Origin of the sequence: Porphyrobacter sp. HT-58-2 (genome assembly GCF_002952215.1) — a bacterium.
In the GTDB taxonomy this organism is placed as follows: domain Bacteria; phylum Pseudomonadota; class Alphaproteobacteria; order Sphingomonadales; family Sphingomonadaceae; genus Erythrobacter.
On sequence record NZ_CP022600.1, the window covers coordinates 257,634 to 274,730 of the forward strand.

The 17,097-nt window shown below is 64.9% G+C and carries 18 protein-coding genes; 13 read left to right on the plus strand and 5 right to left on the minus strand.

Translation table 11 applies throughout. The features are described 5' to 3' along the window. Positions 1 to 19 precede the first annotated feature (19 nt). Entirely contained in the window at positions 20 to 1,024 is a 1,005-nt protein-coding gene (locus CHX26_RS01230) for an NADP-dependent oxidoreductase (RefSeq protein ID WP_104940809.1), read from the minus strand. A 133-nt stretch (positions 1,025 to 1,157) separates the two neighbouring features. Between CHX26_RS01230 and CHX26_RS01235 the strand changes: the two genes are divergently transcribed. The 13 genes from CHX26_RS01235 (at position 1,158) to CHX26_RS01295 (ending at position 13,242) form a co-directional block, all read left to right on the plus strand. Continuing rightward, a complete protein-coding gene (locus CHX26_RS01235) occupies positions 1,158 to 3,296 on the plus strand; it encodes a molybdopterin-containing oxidoreductase family protein (RefSeq protein ID WP_104940810.1) in 2,139 nt (712 codons plus the stop codon). Positions 3,297 to 3,318: 22 nt separating this feature from the next. Next, positions 3,319 to 4,329 (plus strand): NADP-dependent oxidoreductase, encoded by a 1,011-nt coding sequence (locus CHX26_RS01240; protein WP_104940811.1) that lies wholly within the window; start codon positions 3,319 to 3,321, stop codon positions 4,327 to 4,329. 4 nt (positions 4,330 to 4,333) lie between these two features. Next, positions 4,334 to 5,104, plus strand: a complete 771-nt coding sequence (locus tag CHX26_RS01245; RefSeq protein WP_104940812.1) for a ThuA domain-containing protein — start codon at positions 4,334 to 4,336, stop codon at positions 5,102 to 5,104. After that, positions 5,101 to 5,478: a limonene-1,2-epoxide hydrolase family protein gene (locus tag CHX26_RS01250; RefSeq protein ID WP_104940813.1), complete on the plus strand. Its 378-nt coding sequence runs from the start codon at positions 5,101 to 5,103 to the stop codon at positions 5,476 to 5,478. Before CHX26_RS01245 ends, CHX26_RS01250 begins: the two co-directional genes overlap by 4 nt. 98 nt (positions 5,479 to 5,576) lie before the next feature. Continuing rightward, positions 5,577 to 6,830, plus strand: coding sequence for a cytochrome P450 (locus CHX26_RS01255; RefSeq protein WP_104940814.1), 1,254 nt, complete (start codon positions 5,577 to 5,579; stop codon positions 6,828 to 6,830). 5 nt (positions 6,831 to 6,835) lie between these two features. Next, the gene (locus tag CHX26_RS01260) at positions 6,836 to 7,522 is read left to right on the plus strand and encodes an acyl-CoA dehydrogenase family protein (RefSeq protein WP_104940815.1); all 687 of its coding nucleotides are present in this window, start codon (positions 6,836 to 6,838) and stop codon (positions 7,520 to 7,522) included. Next, entirely contained in the window at positions 7,437 to 7,967 is a 531-nt protein-coding gene (locus CHX26_RS01265) for an acyl-CoA dehydrogenase family protein (protein WP_146107619.1), read from the plus strand. The genes CHX26_RS01260 and CHX26_RS01265 overlap by 86 nt, the downstream gene beginning before the upstream one ends. Positions 7,968 to 8,057: 90 nt before the next feature. Continuing rightward, positions 8,058 to 8,417 (plus strand): OB-fold domain-containing protein, encoded by a 360-nt coding sequence (locus CHX26_RS01270; RefSeq protein ID WP_172449643.1) that lies wholly within the window; start codon positions 8,058 to 8,060, stop codon positions 8,415 to 8,417. Then, positions 8,414 to 9,568 (plus strand): thiolase family protein, encoded by a 1,155-nt coding sequence (locus CHX26_RS01275; protein WP_104940818.1) that lies wholly within the window; start codon positions 8,414 to 8,416, stop codon positions 9,566 to 9,568. Before CHX26_RS01270 ends, CHX26_RS01275 begins: the two co-directional genes overlap by 4 nt. After that, on the plus strand, positions 9,565 to 10,338 hold the full coding sequence (locus CHX26_RS01280) for an SDR family NAD(P)-dependent oxidoreductase (RefSeq protein ID WP_233997222.1): 774 nt from the start codon (positions 9,565 to 9,567) through the stop codon (positions 10,336 to 10,338). Before CHX26_RS01275 ends, CHX26_RS01280 begins: the two co-directional genes overlap by 4 nt. Position 10,339: 1 nt before the next feature. After that, positions 10,340 to 11,095: a ThuA domain-containing protein gene (locus tag CHX26_RS01285; RefSeq protein ID WP_104940819.1), complete on the plus strand. Its 756-nt coding sequence runs from the start codon at positions 10,340 to 10,342 to the stop codon at positions 11,093 to 11,095. A 24-nt stretch (positions 11,096 to 11,119) separates the two neighbouring features. Then, positions 11,120 to 12,328: an acyl-CoA dehydrogenase family protein gene (locus CHX26_RS01290; protein ID WP_104940820.1), complete on the plus strand. Its 1,209-nt coding sequence runs from the start codon at positions 11,120 to 11,122 to the stop codon at positions 12,326 to 12,328. 11 nt (positions 12,329 to 12,339) lie between these two features. After that, positions 12,340 to 13,242, plus strand: a complete 903-nt coding sequence (locus CHX26_RS01295; protein ID WP_104940821.1) for an SDR family oxidoreductase — start codon at positions 12,340 to 12,342, stop codon at positions 13,240 to 13,242. Here the strand turns inward: CHX26_RS01295 and kynU are convergent. The 4 genes from kynU to CHX26_RS01315 are packed head-to-tail and all read right to left on the minus strand — an operon-like array spanning position 13,239 to position 17,035. After that, positions 13,239 to 14,462, minus strand: coding sequence for a kynureninase (kynU, locus tag CHX26_RS01300; RefSeq protein ID WP_104940822.1), 1,224 nt, complete (start codon positions 14,460 to 14,462; stop codon positions 13,239 to 13,241). The two genes, CHX26_RS01295 and kynU, sit on opposite strands and share 4 nt — an antisense overlap. Then, positions 14,459 to 15,250 carry a tryptophan 2,3-dioxygenase gene (locus CHX26_RS01305; protein WP_104940823.1) on the minus strand — a complete coding sequence of 264 codons (792 nt, stop codon included), beginning with the start codon at positions 15,248 to 15,250 and terminating at the stop codon, positions 14,459 to 14,461. Before CHX26_RS01305 ends, kynU begins: the two co-directional genes overlap by 4 nt. A 37-nt stretch (positions 15,251 to 15,287) precedes the next feature. Further along, positions 15,288 to 15,701: a DUF4112 domain-containing protein gene (locus CHX26_RS01310; protein ID WP_442956935.1), complete on the minus strand. Its 414-nt coding sequence runs from the start codon at positions 15,699 to 15,701 to the stop codon at positions 15,288 to 15,290. A gap of 17 nt (positions 15,702 to 15,718) precedes the next feature. After that, complete coding sequence (locus CHX26_RS01315; protein ID WP_233997224.1) at positions 15,719 to 17,035, minus strand: ABC transporter substrate-binding protein; 1,317 nt, start codon at positions 17,033 to 17,035, stop codon at positions 15,719 to 15,721. Positions 17,036 to 17,097: the final 62 nt, after the last annotated feature.

A 17,097-nucleotide genomic window follows, 5' to 3' on the forward strand; every position in this document is an offset into this window, starting at 1 on the left:
ACAAACCGCCCCACTGCTCTTAGAGCTTCAGCAGTTGTTTCCCGCGGTTCTGGCCGCTGAACAGGCGCTGCAAGGTCTGCGGGGCGTTTTCGAAGCCGTGCTGGATGTCTTCCTGATATTTCAGGCTGCCGTCCTTGACGAAGCCCTCCAGCCGCTTGCGGATTGCAGGGAATTCGCTTGCCCAGTCGAGCACGATGAAGCCCGCCATGGTGCCGCGCCGGAACACGAGGTTGAAGTAGTTCTCCGGCCCGGCGGGCAGGCTGCCGGTCTCGTAACGGCTGATCCCGCCGCAGATCACCACCCGCGCATTGGTGGCGATGCAGGCGAGCATGTCGTTGAGGATCTTGCCGCCGACATTGTCGTAGATCACGTCCACGCCGCGCGGGCACAGTTCGCGGATCTGCGCCTTCACATTGCCCGCCTTGTAGTCGATCGCGGCGTCATAGCCCGCCTCGCGCACCAGCCAGTCGCACTTGTCCTGCCCGCCCGCGATGCCGACCACGCGGCACCCGGCGATCTTGGCGAGCTGGCCGACGATGCTGCCCGTCGCGCCCGCCGCGCCGCTGACGAGCACGGTATCGCCCGCGACGGGCTTTCCGACCTTGAACAGCCCGCAATAGGCCGTCAGCCCGGTCGTCCCCAGCACCGAAAGCACCGCGGTGGGCGAGATTTCGGTTTCGACCTTCGTCAGCTCCTTGCCGTCGGTGACCAGCCATTCCGTCCACCCCGTGGTGCCGAACACCATGTCGCCCACCGCGAAGCGCCCGCCATTGCTGGCGACCACCTCGGCAATCCCGCTGCCGCGCATCACATCGCCGATGTTCATCGGCGCGACGTAGTCGGCAATGTTCTCCATCCAGCCCTTCTGCGCCGGATCGAAGCCGAGGTAATGCAGCTTCAGCAGCATCTCGCCGGGGCCGGGATCGGGCAGTTCGGTTTCGACCAGCCTGAAGTCGTTTTCGATCTCGATGCCGCGACCGCGCGGGTGTCCGTTCAAGAGCCATTGGCGGGTGGTGGTGGGCATCGGGTATCTCCCATCTCGCAGAGAATTGTCTGTCTGCCCTATTGCGGGTGCGCCGCCCCGCTCTCCACGGACAAAAGTATCAGTCGAGCGCCCCGCCCCCTGTGGTAGTTTGCCGCCCTCAAGGAGAGAGACGATGGGCGCCGAGACTCACAAGACTTTCTGCCGCTTCTGCCACGCCAACTGCGCGATGGAAGTCGACGTTGCCGACGGAAAGGTGATCGAGGTGCGCGGCGATCCCGATGATCCGGCCTATGGTGGCTATACCTGCATGAAGGGTCGCGAACTGCCGGATTCGCATAATTCGGAGAACCGGTTGCACCACTCGCTGGTTCGCAACGCGGACGGCGAATTCGTCTCGACCCCGATGGATCAGGCGCTGGCCCATGTGGCGTCCGAACTGCGCCGCATCATCGACACCCACGGCCCCCATTCGGTGGCGGTGTTCATGGGTTCGGGCGGCTTCCAGAACTCGGCCGCCATGGCCGCCTCGCTGTCTTTCGCGCAGGCCGTGGGGAGCCGCAATTTCTACACCTCGGTCACGCTCGATCAGCCCGCCAAGGTGTTCACCACGGCGCGTTACGGCAAGTGGATGGCGGGGCCGAACACCTTCTCCGAAAGCGATGTCGCGCTGTTCATCGGCAACAACCCGATCGTCTCGCACTATGCGCCCGTCGGCGGGGTGCCGCCGTTCAGCCCCTCGCGCCGCATCCGCGACAGGAAGGCCGAAGGGCTGAAGCTGATCGTCGCCGACCCGCGTGAAAGCGATGTGGCGCGGCTGGCCGACATCTACCTGCCGGTAAAGCCGGGCGAGGATCCGGCGATGCTGGCGGGGATGCTCAACGTGATCATTTCCGAAGGGCTGTATGATCGCAATTTCGTCGCGGCTCACGTGGACGGCTTCGACGAGTTGGCCGAGGCGGTGAAGGCCTTCCCGCCCGAAGTCGCCGCAGAGCGCGCCGGGCTCGATAAGGACCAGCTCGTCGCCGCCGCGCGGATGTTTGCGGGCGGCACCAAGGGCTGCGCCACCACCGGCACCGGGCCGGAAATGGCGGGCCACGGCACGCTCACCGAATATCTCGTCACCTGCCTCAACACCATCTGCGCGCGCTTCAAACAGGAGGGTGAGAAAGCCGCGATCCCGGGCGTGTTCAGCCCCTACCAGACGGCGCGGCGCGCGCAGGTCGCCCCGCCGGTGCCGATGTTCGGCGCGGAAGGGATGCCCAAGTCGCGGTTCCGCGGGCTCGGCCATCTCGGGTGGGAAATGCCCTGCAACGTGCTCGCCGACGAAATCCTCACGCCGGGCGAAGGCCAGGTGCGCGCGCTGATTTCGGTCGGCGGCAATCCGGTGGTGGGCTTCCCCGATCAGGCCAAGATGGTGCGCGCGCTCGATGATCTTGAGCTGTTCGTGCAGATCGACCCGTGGATGAGCGCCTCTGCCAAGCGCGCAACCGTGGTGCTCGCGCCCTCGCAATGCCTTGAGCGCGAGGACATCACCAGCCTTTCGGACTGGTGGCACGAGGAACCCTATGCACGCTATACGGAGGCGATTGTCGCGCCGCCGGGCGACGTGATCGACGAGTACGAGATGTTCTGGACACTCGCGCATCACCTCGGCATCCAGATGATGCTGGGCGGCGGCCCGCTGCCGATGGACCGGAAACCGACCAAGCAGGAATTCCTCGATCTGGCAGTGACCGGCTGCCTCGTCCCGCCCAGCAAGGTGCGCGAGGATTGCCGTGCCAATGGCGGGGCGGCGGTGATCTATCCGGAAAAGCACCCGATGGTGGAGCCGGTCGACGAAAGTGACTTCCACCGCTTCGATCTGGCGGTCGGCGCGATGCCGGCGGAGATTGGGAAATATGCCGCGAACCCGGCGAGCAAGGCGGGCTTCGACTTCCGCCTGATCTCGCGCCGGTCCAAGACGCGGTTCAACTCGATCGGCCACCCGCTCAAGAAGCTGCAGGCCAAGACCACCACCAACCCCGCCTATATCCATCCGGACGATATCGCCGCGCTTGGACTGGAGGAAGGCGGGTTGGTCGCGATCACCTCGCCCCACGCCACCATCCACGGCGTCGTGAAAGCGAGTGACAAGGTGCGGCGCGGGATTGTCTCGATGGCGCATGCCTATGGCGATGCCGATGCGACCAAGGAGGATGTGCGGGAACGCGGCTCCTCGACTAACCGGCTGGTGAGCGAGGTGGTCGATTACGATCCGATTACTGGGCAATCGCTGCAAAGCGCCATTCCGGTGAAGCTCGAACCGGCTTGATCCTCTCACGCAAAGGAAAACCATGCCCACCAACCGCCGTTTCCTGCTCCAGCGCCGCCCGAATGGCACGCCGGTGCCTGACGATTTCGCACTCGTCACCGAAGACACGCCCGCGCTGGAGGAAGGCCAGTTCCTGATCCGCAACCACTATGCCTCGCTCGATCCGGCGATGCGCGGCTGGATGGATGCCGAGGGCAATTACATGCCACCGATCCCCTTGGGCGATCCGGTGCGCGCCAGCACCATCGGCGTGGTCGAGGAAAGCCGCGCTGAAGGTTTTGCGCCCGGCCAGTGGGTGATGGGCCTCAATGCGCTGGAGGATTACTCGATCGGCGCGGCGGGCGGCTTTACCCAGCCGATCGACCCATCACTGGTGCCGAGCGTCACCAATTACCTCTCGATCTTCGGTGCGGTGGGCATGACGGCCTATTTCGGCTTTCTCGAAGTATGCGAGCCCAAGTCTGGCGAGACCGTGCTGGTGAGCGGCGCGGCGGGGGCTGTCGGCAGTCTGGTCGGTCAGCTGGCGAAAATCCACGGCTGTCGCGCGGTCGGGATCGCGGGTGGCCCGGCCAAATGCGCGCGCCTCACGGAAAAATACGGCTTCGATGCCGCCATCGACTATCGCGGTAAGGATGAAGCCGCGCTCGCAGCCGCGATTGCCGAGGCCTGCCCCGATGGGGTCGATGTGATCTTCGAGAATGTCGGCGGGATCATCCTCGATGCGGGGCTGATGAATTTGAACCTGCACGCGCGCGTCGGGCTGTGCGGCCTTATCAGCGAATACAACACCGAACCGCGCGGCATCCGCAATCTGTGGCAGCTGATCGTCAAGCGCGCCCACATCCGCGGGCTCTTGGTGGCCGACTACGTCCCCCGCTTCGCCGAAGGGGCGGCGCAGATGGGCGTGTGGGCCGCGCAAGGGCGCCTCACTATCGACGAGCATATCGACGAAGGGCTGGAGAACGCCTTCGACAGCTTCATGCGGCTGTTTGCAGGTACGAATGACGGCAAGATGATCCTCAAGATCGCCTGACGTCATGGCGCGCTCGCTGCTCGTCCTGTCCGGGGGGCATCCCTACGAGGCAGGGCCGTTTGCGGAATTGCTCGCCAGTCTGGGCGATTGGGAGGTCACCCACCTCGTCCACCCCGAAGGCGGAGAGGCCGATGCAGCGGGAGCCATCACCGCAGCCGACGCGCTGCTGTTCTACGACATGGCGGGCTACGTTTTTGCCGAGGGCAAGGTAACGACGCGCCCGCCCTCTTCCGCCTTCCGCGAGGCTGTCACCGCCCGCTTCGCCAGCGGAAGGGGCGCGGTGGCGATGCATCATGCACTCGCCGGGTGGGCGCAATGGCCCGAATGGCATGACTGGCTCGGCGGGCAATTCCACTACCAGCCCGGCTCACACGGTCCCGACTCCGGCTATCGCCACGATGTCACTTATGAAGCGCGGATTATCGCCGATCATCCGGTGACGCGCGGATTGCCAACGAGTTTCCCGGTAACCGATGAACTCTATCTCTGCCCGGTAGATGAAAACGCGATCACGCCGCTCGTCCGCGCCGAGGGTTTCGCTTTCACGCAGGACAATTTCTACTCAGCCGCGCAGGCCGTAGCGGGAGCGATGTTCAGCCGCGAGGGCTGGGAGCACCCGCCGGGCAGCAACTGCGTCGCCTGGGAAAGCCGCACCTGCCCCGCCCCGCTTATCTACCTGCAATTCGGCGACGGCCCCGCGACCTACGCCAATCCCTATGTACGCCAGATGCTGCGACAGGCGCTCGACTACACTTCAGGAGGAACCACCCCATGACCCCGCAGGAAACCGTCGAAGCTTTCATCGACCACTGGAACGCCTGCGACATTGACGCGATGATTGCGCTGTGCGCGCCAGACATCGTCTATCACAACATCCCGATGGAGCCGATCCACGGCACCACCGCGATGCGCGCGATGGTCGAAGGCTTCCTTGCCAACATTGCCTCATGCGAGTGGCAGACCCACGCCATCGCCACCAACGGCAATGTCGTCCTCACAGAGCGCACCGACGGCTTCCATTTCAAGGACGGGCGCAAGGCCGCGATCCGGGTGATGGGCACTTTCGAGCTCAATGATGCCGGGCTGATCACCGGCTGGCGCGACTATTTCGACATGGGCGAATTCCAGCGCGAGTTTGCCGGCACGTGACACGGGCGCGGCAATCCTAACACAAACGCGCATCGCATCGCAGGCGCACTCGTGGCTAGGCTTGCCGCATACTTCCAAGGGGTCTGGAGCCTGCCCACATGAACAAGCCTGAAGGCAATGTCTTTGCGCCCGAAACGCTGATCGATCCGTTCGATTACTATCGCGCCATCCACGAGGCGGGGATTGCGATCGAACATATCGAAGGCATGAACACCTGGGTCGTCTATTCCTACGACCTGTGCAGCGAGGCAACCACCAAGCCGGAGATCTTCTCGAACGATTTCACCGCCCTCATGGGGCGCGAGGCGGACGAGGAAATCCAGGCGATTCTGGCCGAGGGCTGGCCTGACCTGCCCACTCTGCTGACCGCCGATCACCCGATCCACACGCGCAACCGCAAGCTGGTGAACCTTGCCTTCTCGGCCCCGCGCGTCAACGCGATCGAGGCCGACATGCGGCAGAAGTCGATCGAGCTGATCGAGGCCTTCGCCGATCGGGGCGAATGCGAGTTCGTCGAGGAATTCGGCGTGCCGCTGCCCGTCGCGATGATTGCCGGGCAGATCGGGCTCGATGACGATCCCAAGCGTGTGAAGCGCTGGTCGGACGCGGCGGTTGACCGGTTCAGCCAGATGGTCGATCACCAGCGCAAGCTCGAATGCGCCCGCAACCTCGTGGAATTCCAGCACTACATGAAGGGCTTGATCGATGACCGCCGCGCCAATGGCGGCAACGACCTGCTGACCGATCTCGTCGAGGCGCGGGTGGAGGGCGAGACGCCGCTCAGCGATCCTGAAATCATGTCGCTGATGCAGCAGTTCATGGTGGCGGGCAATGAAACCACCACCTCGACATTGGCAGGGGGCCTGCTCCAGCTGATCCGCAATCCCGACCAGATGGCCAAGGCCAAGGCGGCAGCCGGTGGGCGCGATCCCAAGGTGATCATGAACCTCGTCGAAGAGGCGCTGCGCTACGAAACCCCGACGGCGGGGATGTGGCGCATCGTCAAGCAGGACACTGAGTTGGGCGGCGTGAAAATCCCCAACGGCGCGATTGTCCAGTTGCGCTATGCCGCGGCCAACCGCGATCCTTCGAAGTTCCCCGATCCCGACAGGTTCGACATCGAGCGCGCCAATGCCCGCACTCACCTCGCCTTCGGCAAGGGGCCGCATATGTGCGTGGGCAACATGCTGTCCCGCAAGGAAATGCTGGTCGCCTTCGACGAGCTGCTCGAACGGCTCGATAACTTCGCCGTCAAGGACGAGAACGAAATCCGCATCCTGCCCAACATCCTGCTGCGCGGCGTGACCCACCTGCCGATTACGTTCACGCGCTCTGGCACACGGAAAGCCTGACACCCATGAATTTCGATCTTTCCGAAGAACAGCAGATGTTCGTGACCTCGGTGGAACGCTTCGCCGCGCCCATCGACGTCGAGGCGCGGCGCAAACTGCGGCTCTCACCCACCGGCTATGACCGAGGGCGCTGGCAGAGCCTCGCCGAAATGGGCCTGATCGCGCTCGCGGCGGGCGAGGATGCGGGCGGCATGGGCGGATCGGCGGTCGATCTGGCGCTGGTGTGCGAAGCCATCGGCAAGGCCAATGCGCCCGACCCGCTGCTCGAACACGGCATCCTGCCTGCCCTGCTGCTCGAACGTGGGGGAGCGGGCGCGGCGCTGGACAGCGTGCTGTCGGGCGAGACCATCGCCACGCTGGCATGGACCGAGCGGGGCCAGCGTTACAGCCTCAAGGCGAAGGGAATGAAGGCCGAAGAGGGCGCGGACGGCGTTCTGCTATCAGGCGAAAAGACGATGGTGATGGGGCGTGCTGTCGGACCTGTCATCAGTGCCCGCGCCGCCATGGCTGGGGGGGGCGCTGCTGGCGGACCTGTTCATCGTCACCGCCGACCATGGCGGGGAGACCGCCTGCTTCCTCGTGCCCAAGGATGCGAGTGGGCTGGAGGTGCGCGCCTATCGTCTCGCCGACGGCAGCATCGCGGGCGAATTGCGGCTGACCCGTACGCCTGTAGCCGCCCGACTGGCACTTGATGGCGCTGCGCTCGATGCGGTTGTCGCCGATGTCCGCCTGCTGGCGGCGGCCGAAATGGTCGGCCTCGGCCAACGCCTGCTCGACGATACGCTCGCTTATGTGAAGGAGCGCGAGCAGTTCGGCGTCGCCATCGGCAGCTTTCAGGCGCTGCAGCACCGGCTGGTCGATTGCTATGCGCGCGAGGAACAGAGCCGCTCGATGCTCTACCGCGCCGCGCTGACCGAGCGCGGCGATGCGGCCAAGTGGCAGCGCGCCGCTGCCGGGGCCAAGGCCTTCATCGGCGAGAATGTCGACGCCATCGCCCGCGAGGCGGTGCAGATGCATGGCGGCATGGGGATCACCGACGAGCTTGCCATCGGCCATGCCTTGAAGCGCGTGCTGCTGCTCGCGCGGCTGTTTGGCGATGTCGATACGGTGCTGGCGGAATATGCGCTCGCGGCGTGACGCAGGCGCTGGAGGGGACTGAGACATGGGCGAAAAGATCGATCCGGACCTGTGGAGCGACGGCCCCGAGCCGCACCTGATGGGGGCAAATTGCCCTCCGGCCAGATCGTCTTCCCGATGCCGACGGGCGATGCGGCCGAGGGCGTGGAACCCTACAAGCTGTCGCGCCGGGGCAAGCTGTGGTCGTGGACCAGCCAGGGCTTCCTGCCCAAGGAGCCCTATGAAGGCCCCGGCTCAGGCCCCGGCGAAGGCCCGCCCGATTTCCAGCCCTTCCTGCTGGGCTATGTCGAACTGCCCGGCGAGGTGATCGTCGAAAGCCGGATTGTCGACGCGCGGCTGGAGGATCTGCATCTCGGCATGGATCTGGAGTTCTGCATCGTGCCGTTCAACGCACGCTACGACACCTTCGCCTTCCGTCCCCTCGCCGCATCAGAAAGCAAAGCCGCATGAGCGAGAATGTCTACATCATCGGAGCGGGCATCCATCGCTTCGGGCGCACAGACGGCCGGTCAGGCCGCGAACAGGGGGTCTTTGCCGTGCGCGAGGCGCTGAAGGACGCAGGGCTCGAATGGCCCGATATCGAATGCGCCTATGGCGGCAGCGCGGCGGCGGGCAACGCCGACATCATTGTCAACGAACTGGGGCTGACCTCGCTCCCCTTCACCAACGTCGCCAATGGCTGCGCCACGGGGGGCAGCGCGCTCGCCGCCTCGCAGCAGGCGATCGCGAGCGGCATGTACGACCTCGCGCTGGCGGTCGGCTTCGACAAGCACCCGAGAGGGGCGTTCAACGCCAAGCCTTCGGACTATGGCCTGCCCGAATGGTATGGGCAGACGGGGATGATGCTGACCACGCAGTTCTTCGCGCTCAAGATTCAGCGCTACATGCAGCTGCACGGCATCAGCCGCACGACGCTCGGTCGGGTCGCCGAAAAGGCCTTCCGCAACGGCACGATCACGCCCCACGCATGGCGGCGCAGCCCGGTCGATCTCGACACGATCATGAACGCGCCGATGATCAACGACCCGCTGACCAAGTACATGTTCTGCTCGCCCGCCGAGGGTGCGGTGGCGCTGATCCTCGCCAGCGAGAAGAAGATGAAGGAACTGGGCGCGGACGGGGTGAAGATCCGCGCCGTCGCCGTGAAGACCCGCCCGCCCAACTCATTCGAGGTGTTTCAGGCCGGCATCAGCATCGAGGAAGGTGGCAAGCCCACCGTCCTCGCCTCGCAGGCCGCTTTCGAGAAGGCAGGCGTAGGCCCGGAGGATATCTCGGTCGCGCAATTGCAGGACACCGAAAGCGGCGCGGAAATCATGCACATGGCCGAAAACGGTTTCTGCAAGGACGGTGAGCAGGAGGAATGGCTCGCCAATGGCTGGACCGAGATCGGCGGGGGCAAGCTGCCCGTCAACACCGATGGCGGTTGCCTTGCCTGCGGCGAACCCATCGGCGCCTCGGGTCTGCGTCAGGTCTATGAAAACGTCACCCAGCTGCGCGGCCGCGCGGGCGAGCGGCAGGTGCCTGGCAAGCCGCGCTTCGGTTACTCCCACGTCTACGGCGCCCCCGGCCTTTCGGGCGTTGCAATTCTGGAGCGCGAATGACCGGCAAGATGCAGGGCAAGGTCGCGCTGGTTTCAGGCGGCGCGGAGGGGATCGGGGCCGCTGTCGCGCGCCTGATCGTGGCCGAAGGTGGCAGCGTGATGCTGGGCGATGTCCAGCTGGAAAAGGCGCAGGAACTCGCCGCCGAGCTTGGTAATCGGGCAGCCGCCTGCCAGCTCGACGTGCGCGATCTGCACCAGTGGGAAGCCGCTGTTTCCGCCACCCGGGGCACGTTCGGCAAGCTCACGGTGCTGTGCAACATCGCCGGCATCTCCGAACCGGGCAACGTCCCCGACGGCGCACTCGACGTGTGGGAGCGCACCATCGACATCAACCTCAACGGCCCCTTCTACGGCATGCGCGCGGCAATCCCGGCGATGGAGGCGAGCGGGGAACCCTGCGCCATCGTCAATATCGGCTCAATGATCGCGATACGCCCGGCGGCCTTCGTCGCGGCCTATTCCGCCTCGAAGGCAGGCCTGCGCGGTCTCACGCAGAGTGTCGCGCTCGACCTCGCCGAACGCGGCCTGCCGATCCGCGCCAACATGGTCCACCCCGGCGCGATCCGCACGCCGATGTACAACCGCTACAAGTTCTCCGGTGCCGACACGCCGGAGAACATCGAGACCAATTTCGCCGCCACCCACCCCATGAACCGCATCGGCGAGCCGGAAGAAGTCGCCCGGGCGGTGGTGTTCCTCGCCAGCGACGAGGCCAGTTTCACCACCGGTTGTGATTTCACCGTCGATGGCGGCGGGTCGATCAGGAGCTGACATGGCAGAACAACCCGCCACCCGGATCGACGCGCATTTCATTGCCGCGGGCAAGTATCACGATATCGATTACCCGCGGCTCGAAATCCTCAAGCTGCTGGCCGAACACCCGCAGATCCGCACCACTGTGGCGGCGGACTATTCAGGGCTGGAGCGGCTCGACCAGTGCCGTTTCCTCATCACCTATACCTGCGATCTGATGCCGACCCCGGAAGAGGCGCAGCAGTTGAAGGCCTGGTTGGAGAAGGGGGGCAAGTGGATGGCGCTCCACGGGACCAATTCGATCCTCGTGTTCACCGCCGATGGCCTCGTCGACGCACCCGATGATCGCCCGGACGTGATGGAAATGCTCGGCACGCAGTTCGTCGCCCACCCGCCGATCGACAAGTTCCCGGTCGAGGTGGTGAACAAGGACCACGAACTCACCCGAGGCATCGAGAACTTCGAGGTGGTGGACGAGCTTTACCTGTCGAAAACTACCGCCCCCATCGACACTCTGATGCAGACCACCTTCGAAGGCGAAGCGACCGGGTTCACGCAGAGCCAGTGGGACAAGACCACCGTGCCTATCGTTTATACGAGGGATATCGGCGCGGGGCGGATCGTTTACAACGCACTAGGCCATTGCCGCGGGCATTACGACCTGCCGGGAATGGCCGACTTCTACCCGCACAAGGAAATGTGCGCTTGGAATTACGACGTCTATTATGACCTGCTGCGGCGCACGATCCGCTGGGCCATGAGGGACGGCGACTGAAGAAGACGAACGGGATCGACTGACATGGACATGGACTTCTCCCCTGAGGACATCGCCTTCCGCGAGGAAGTCCGCGCGTTCCTCAAGGACAACCTGCCCGACCGCCTGCGCGATGGTGCGCGCCGCACGCCCGGCGTCTTCGTCGAGCCTGATATCGGGATGGAATGGCACCGCATCCTCTACAAGCAAGGCTGGGTCGCGCCGCACTGGCCCAAGGAGGATGGCGGGACGGGGTGGACCCCGACGCAGAAGTTCATCTTCGAAAAGGAATGCGCGCTCGCCGGCGCGCCCGCGCTGGCAATCCTCGGCCTCAGGCTCGTCGGCCCGGTGATCTGCCAATTCGGCACGCCCGAACAGAAGGCGCGCTTCCTGCCGGGGATCCTTTCGGGCGATGACTACTGGTGCCAGGGCTATTCCGAACCCGGCAGCGGCTCGGACCTCGCCAGCCTCAAGACCAGCGCGCGGCTGGAGGGCGATGAATACATCATCAACGGCTCCAAGATCTGGACGACCCATGCCCACCACGCCGACTGGATCTTCGCGCTGGTGCGCACCGATGCCACGGTGAAGAAGCAGCAGGGGATCAGCTTCCTCTTGGTGCCGATGGATCAGCCGGGGGTGGAAGTGACCCCGATCCATTCGATGTCGGGCGATCACGAAGTCAACGCGGTGTTCTTCACCGACGCCCGCACTGGGCAAGAAAACCGCATCGGCGACGAGGGCCAGGGCTGGACCATCGCCAAGTTCCTGCTCGAAAACGAGCGCGGCGGATCGTGCTTTGCTCCGCGCCTGCTCCAGAGCATCGACCGGCTCGAAACCCTCGCCCAGACGCAGCCTTCGGGTGTCAATGGGGCGATCGCGCATGATCCGCGCTTCCGCGACCGGCTCGCCCGCGTGCGGCTCGAGGCCGAGGCGCTGGAGGTAACCGAACTGCGCATCCTTGCCGAACTTGCCAAGGGCCACGCGCCGGGGCCGCAGACCTCGCTGGTCAAGCTGCTGAGCTCGAACATCGGCCAGAAGGTCGATACCCTGCGGCTCGAACTGCTCGGGCCGGACGCGCTGCAATTGCCGCTCGAACGCCCGCTTTACGGCAACGAGGCTCCTGAGCCGGTAGGCAGCGAATATGCCCAGACGGCGATGGGCAAATACCTCAACAACCGCGCCTCGACGATCTTCGGCGGCTCGGACGAGGTGCAGAAGAATATCATCGCCAAGACCGTGCTCGGTCTCTGAGAGGACAGATAATGGACGTATCGAAGCTGATGTTCCGCGAAGGCCTGATGGCGGGCGAGCGGATTCTGGTCACCGGCGGGGGCACAGGCCTCGGGCGCGAGATGGCCGAGGCTTTCCTCAAACTGGGCGCGACCGTCTATATCTGCGGGCGGCGGCAGAACAAACTGGACGAGACCGCGGCGGAACTCACCGCGCTGCATGGTGGCAAGATCGTCGGCATGGCCTGCGACATCCGCGATGCGGAGGCGATCCACGAAATGGTCGACGCGATCTGGGCCGATGGCGGCGCGCTGACCGGCGTGGTCAACAACGCGGCCGGCAACTTCATCAGCCGCACCGAGGACCTGTCGGTCAACGGCTTCAATGCCATCGCCGACATCGTGATGCGCGGAACCTTCTACGTCACGCTCGATATCGGCAAGCGCCTAATCGCCGAGAAGAAGAAGGCGAGCTTCCTGTCGATCCTCACCACCTGGGTGTGGTCGGGCAGCGCCTTCGTCGTACCGTCTGCCATGTCCAAGACCGCGATCAACGCCATGACCCAGAGCCTCGCGACCGAATGGGGCCGCTACGGCCTGCGCTTCAATGCCATCGCGCCCGGCCTCTTCCCGACCAAGGGCATGAGCGCGCGCCTGCATCCCGGCGGCGCGGGCGGCAATTCGGGCAACAACTTGAACCCAATGGGCCGCGCGGGCGAGATGCACGAACTCGCCAATCTCGCCGTGTTCCTGATGGGGCCGGGCGCTGAATATGTGAACGGCCAGACCATCGCGATCGACGGTGCGGGCTTCCAGGCCAATGGTGGCACGTTCTACCCGATGTTGAGCGCGCTCGGCGATGCCGAATGGGAGCAGATGCGCGCGATGATCAAGGGCACCAATGCCCAAGATAAGGCGGACCGCACAGTCGGTTAGGTAACGGCGGCGCGCTCGCGGAATTCGGGGTGCTGCCATTCGCCGCTCGCCAGCACCTCAGCCACATGGCGGGCGGCGGCGGCCATGTCGGTGAAGCTCAGGTAAGCGGGCGCGAAGCCCAGCCGCAGCACGTCGGGCGCGCGGAAATCGCCGATCACGCCGCGCGCGATCAATGCCTGACAGATGGCGTAAGCCTCCGGGTGGCGGAAGGAAAGCTGGCTCCCCCGCTCGGCCGTGCTCGGGGGGCTCACCAGTTCGAGCGTCACATCATGCGCCATCAGGCTTTCGAGGAAGAACTCGGACAGCGCCTGCGACTTGCCGTAAAGCCGCCCCACGCCGATCTCTGCGATCAGATCGACACCCACCTCCAGCGCCGCCAGGCCGAGGATAGGGGGCGTGCCGCATTGCAGACGGTCGATACCGGGAGCGCCCGCGTAATCGTCCGAAAAGGCAAAGGGCGCGGCGTGACCGAACCAGCCCGTGAGGGGTTGCTGCAAATCCGCGAGATGCCGTTCGGCGACGAAGGCAAAGGCAGGAGCGCCCGGCCCACCACACAGATATTTGTACCCGCAGCCGACCGCGAAATCGGCACCTACGCCGTTCAGATCGACCGGCAGCGCCCCGGTCGAATGCGACAGGTCCCACAAGACCAGCGCCCCCGCCTCATGCGCGGCGCGGGTGAGCGCCGCCATGTCGTGGAGCGCGCCGGTCTTGTAATGGGCATGGGTGAGCATCAGCAGCGCGACATCGCCGTCAATTGCTTCGAACAGCCGCTCCCGCTCCGCCAGCCGCCGCTCGGCGAGGCCCTGGGCCTCAAGCCCCGCGATCATGTAAAGATCGGTCGGGAAGTTGCCGGGTTCGGACAGCACGACCTTACGCCCAGGCCGCATCTTGAGCGCAGCGGCGATCAGCTTGAACAGGTTCACGCTGGTCGAATCGCAGGCGATCACTTCATGCGGGGCCGCACCGATCAGCGGCGCGATCTTCGCTCCGACCCGGCCTGCCATCTCGAACCAGCCAGCGCTGTTCCATGACCGGATCAGACCCTCGCCCCACTCCCGCTCGACCATCGCTTGCACCCGGTCCGGGGTGGCTTTGGGCAATGCGCCCAGCGAGTTGCCGTCGAGGTAGATCACCCCTTCAGGCAGGATGAAACGATCGCGAAAGGACGCCAGCGGATCGGCAGCGTCAAAATCGGCGGCGCGCTGTTCGGGGGTCATATCGCGGTCCTGACGCTCAGCAATTCGGGGAAAAACGCCTGCTTCAGCACCCCTTCGAGATAGGGCACACCCGGCGTGCCGCCGGTGCCGCGCTTGAAGCCGATGATCCGCTCAACGGTCTTGAGATGGCCGAAGCGCCAGCGCTGGAAGTGGTATTCCAGATCGACCAGTTTCTCCGCCAGTTCATACAGATCCCAATAGGGTTGGGGATCGCGATAGATCGCCGCCCAGGCCGCCTCGACACTTGCGTTGTGAACCCAGAGCGCGGCGGGATCGCGTTCCAGCACTGCCGTGTCGATCGCGAAACCACGCCGCGCCAGCAGGTGGATTGCTGCATCATAAAGGCTCGCCCGCCCGCGCTCTGTCTCCAGCCGGTCGGCCCAGTCGGCATTGGAACGGTGCAGGCGCACATGCTTGCCATCGCGCCCGCCGAGCATGAATTCCATCATGCGGTACTGCGCCGACTGGAACCCGCTCGACGCGCCCAGATGGGGGCGGATGGCGGAGTAATCATGCGGGGTCATCGTGCTGAGCACGTCCCAGCTCTGGATCAGTTGCTGCTGCGCCCGTGCCACCCGCGCGAGCATCTTGAAGGCGGGACGCAGGTCGTTTGCCTCGATGCGGGCGCGCGCGGCGGTCAGTTCGTGCAGGCACAGCTTCAGCCACAGCTCGCTCGCCTGATGCACGATGATGAACAGCAGCTCGTCATGCGCGTCCGAGGCCGGGTGCTGCGCGGCAAGGATGCGGTCGAGATCGAGATAGCTCGCGTAGGTGACGTCTGCACTCATGGCCTGCGTTCCTAGCGTGCTGGCGGACCGGAGGAAACTACCCCTCGATCACGCCGGCTTCGGGATGGTGCTTGTCGATGTGCCTGAGGATAATCCTGAGGTTCTTCGTGTTCGAACGGAACAAAAGATCCGCTGCATCGCCCACCACGGGAATGGCGCCGATAGCCGTATCGAACAGCACGTTGAGGCCCATCTGTGCCAGCTTCCACTTGGACAGGCCGAGATTTCGCGCTTCCCAGACAATGTAAGCGCCCATGCTGGCCGTTACGATCTCACCTACAACCGGCACCAGGCCGATCAGAACATCAAGCCCGATCGGCATATTGACGCCCGGAATCACAAAGCTGCGTTCAAGCACCCGCTCCATCGCTGTCACCCGCGCGCGCACCGATGCTGGGTCAGTGCCGGTCGGCAGTATGGAAGACAAGGGTGCTGGGCGACGGGGGGCCATGCGCGTGTTCATGGCCTTTATGTGGTGGGCTGGGACAGCGGGAACAAGGGGTGCATCCCCCACGGATTGGGTAAGTAGTTCCTGATCGAGCCGCGTACGAGCGACCAGCGCACGGGCGCGCCGAGCGGGATGAAGACTTCGCGTTCGACGAGCGCCGCATGAGCTTCGACAAGCAACCGTTCACGCGTGGCGGCATCACGCTCGTTGAGCGATTGGCGCACCAGTGCGTCGGCCTCGGGCGAACACAATCCGGCTTTGAGGCTGCAATTGAACTGATTGAGATACCAGCGCGGCGAGGTGTAACGCGCCAATGTGTCGCGCAGTTCGAGATCGGCGGGCTCCCCCGGCAAGACGCGCCGGATCGTCACGCCGATGGGGCTCCACGCCTCGCTAAGCGCACGCAGCAAAAGGTCGCTTCCAGGCCCATCGGGCAAGGCAAGGCGCACCACCGCCTCCCTGCCAGGGCTGGCCCAGGCCCCAATCCGTGCCGCAGCCACCTGACGGCGTTCGTCAATGGATGCCCCCTCCCAGCGGGTATCGGGATAGGGCGGGACGGAATAGCTGGCGGGCGGGACGATCCAACTACTCTCGCGCCAGCCGCTCAGTCCAAACCGCTGGATCAGCGCCTGCCGGTCGATTGCCATGGACAGCGCCTCGCGGCGGGCAGGGTCAGCCAGCAACCCTTCCTCTCGCTGCACCACCAGCCCAAGCAGGCCAAGGGCTGGGTCGACCTGAATTGTGCCGCGCGACAGCGGACCGGCTTCGGCCAAAGGAAAGTCGACCAGGGTCCCGCCAAGCACAAGATCGACATCGCCGCGCGAAAAGGCCGCTACCGCTGCCTTGGCAGATAGCGCGCGGACTGTGACGGGGCGAGCGACGGCTTCCCAGTCTTCGCGGGCGGGAAGGCCGCGGGACTCGGGCGGCAATGCGGTAAGCCGGACAAGCGTGCCGTCCTCATCCGCAGACGCAGACATCGGCCCTGCACCGCCACCATTCCTCACAAAGCCCAGTTCAGGCTGAGCCAGAAGGCGTAGAAAGTCTGGCATCGGCGAGGTCAGACGAACCTCGACAACGCGCCCGGTCATCGCCCGGATCTCGCGCACCTTGCCAAGATCAAGCCCAAGAGAGGTGCCGCGCAGCCGCTCCAGTGCGTCACGCAGCAAGCGGCGTACTTCGGCGGCGGTAATCTCCTCCCCATCAGGCCAGGTGCTGTCGCGCAGTCGGAAAATGTAGCTCAGACCATCGTCAGTCACGATCCAGCGCTCGGCAATCGCAGGTACGACCTGCCCGGCGTGGTCGAGCGCAACCATGCCTTCGAAACTGGCGGCGCGCATATGCTGAGCTGAATGGGACAGCCGGACACCCTGCTGAAACAGGCTTTCGGGCGTACCGGTTA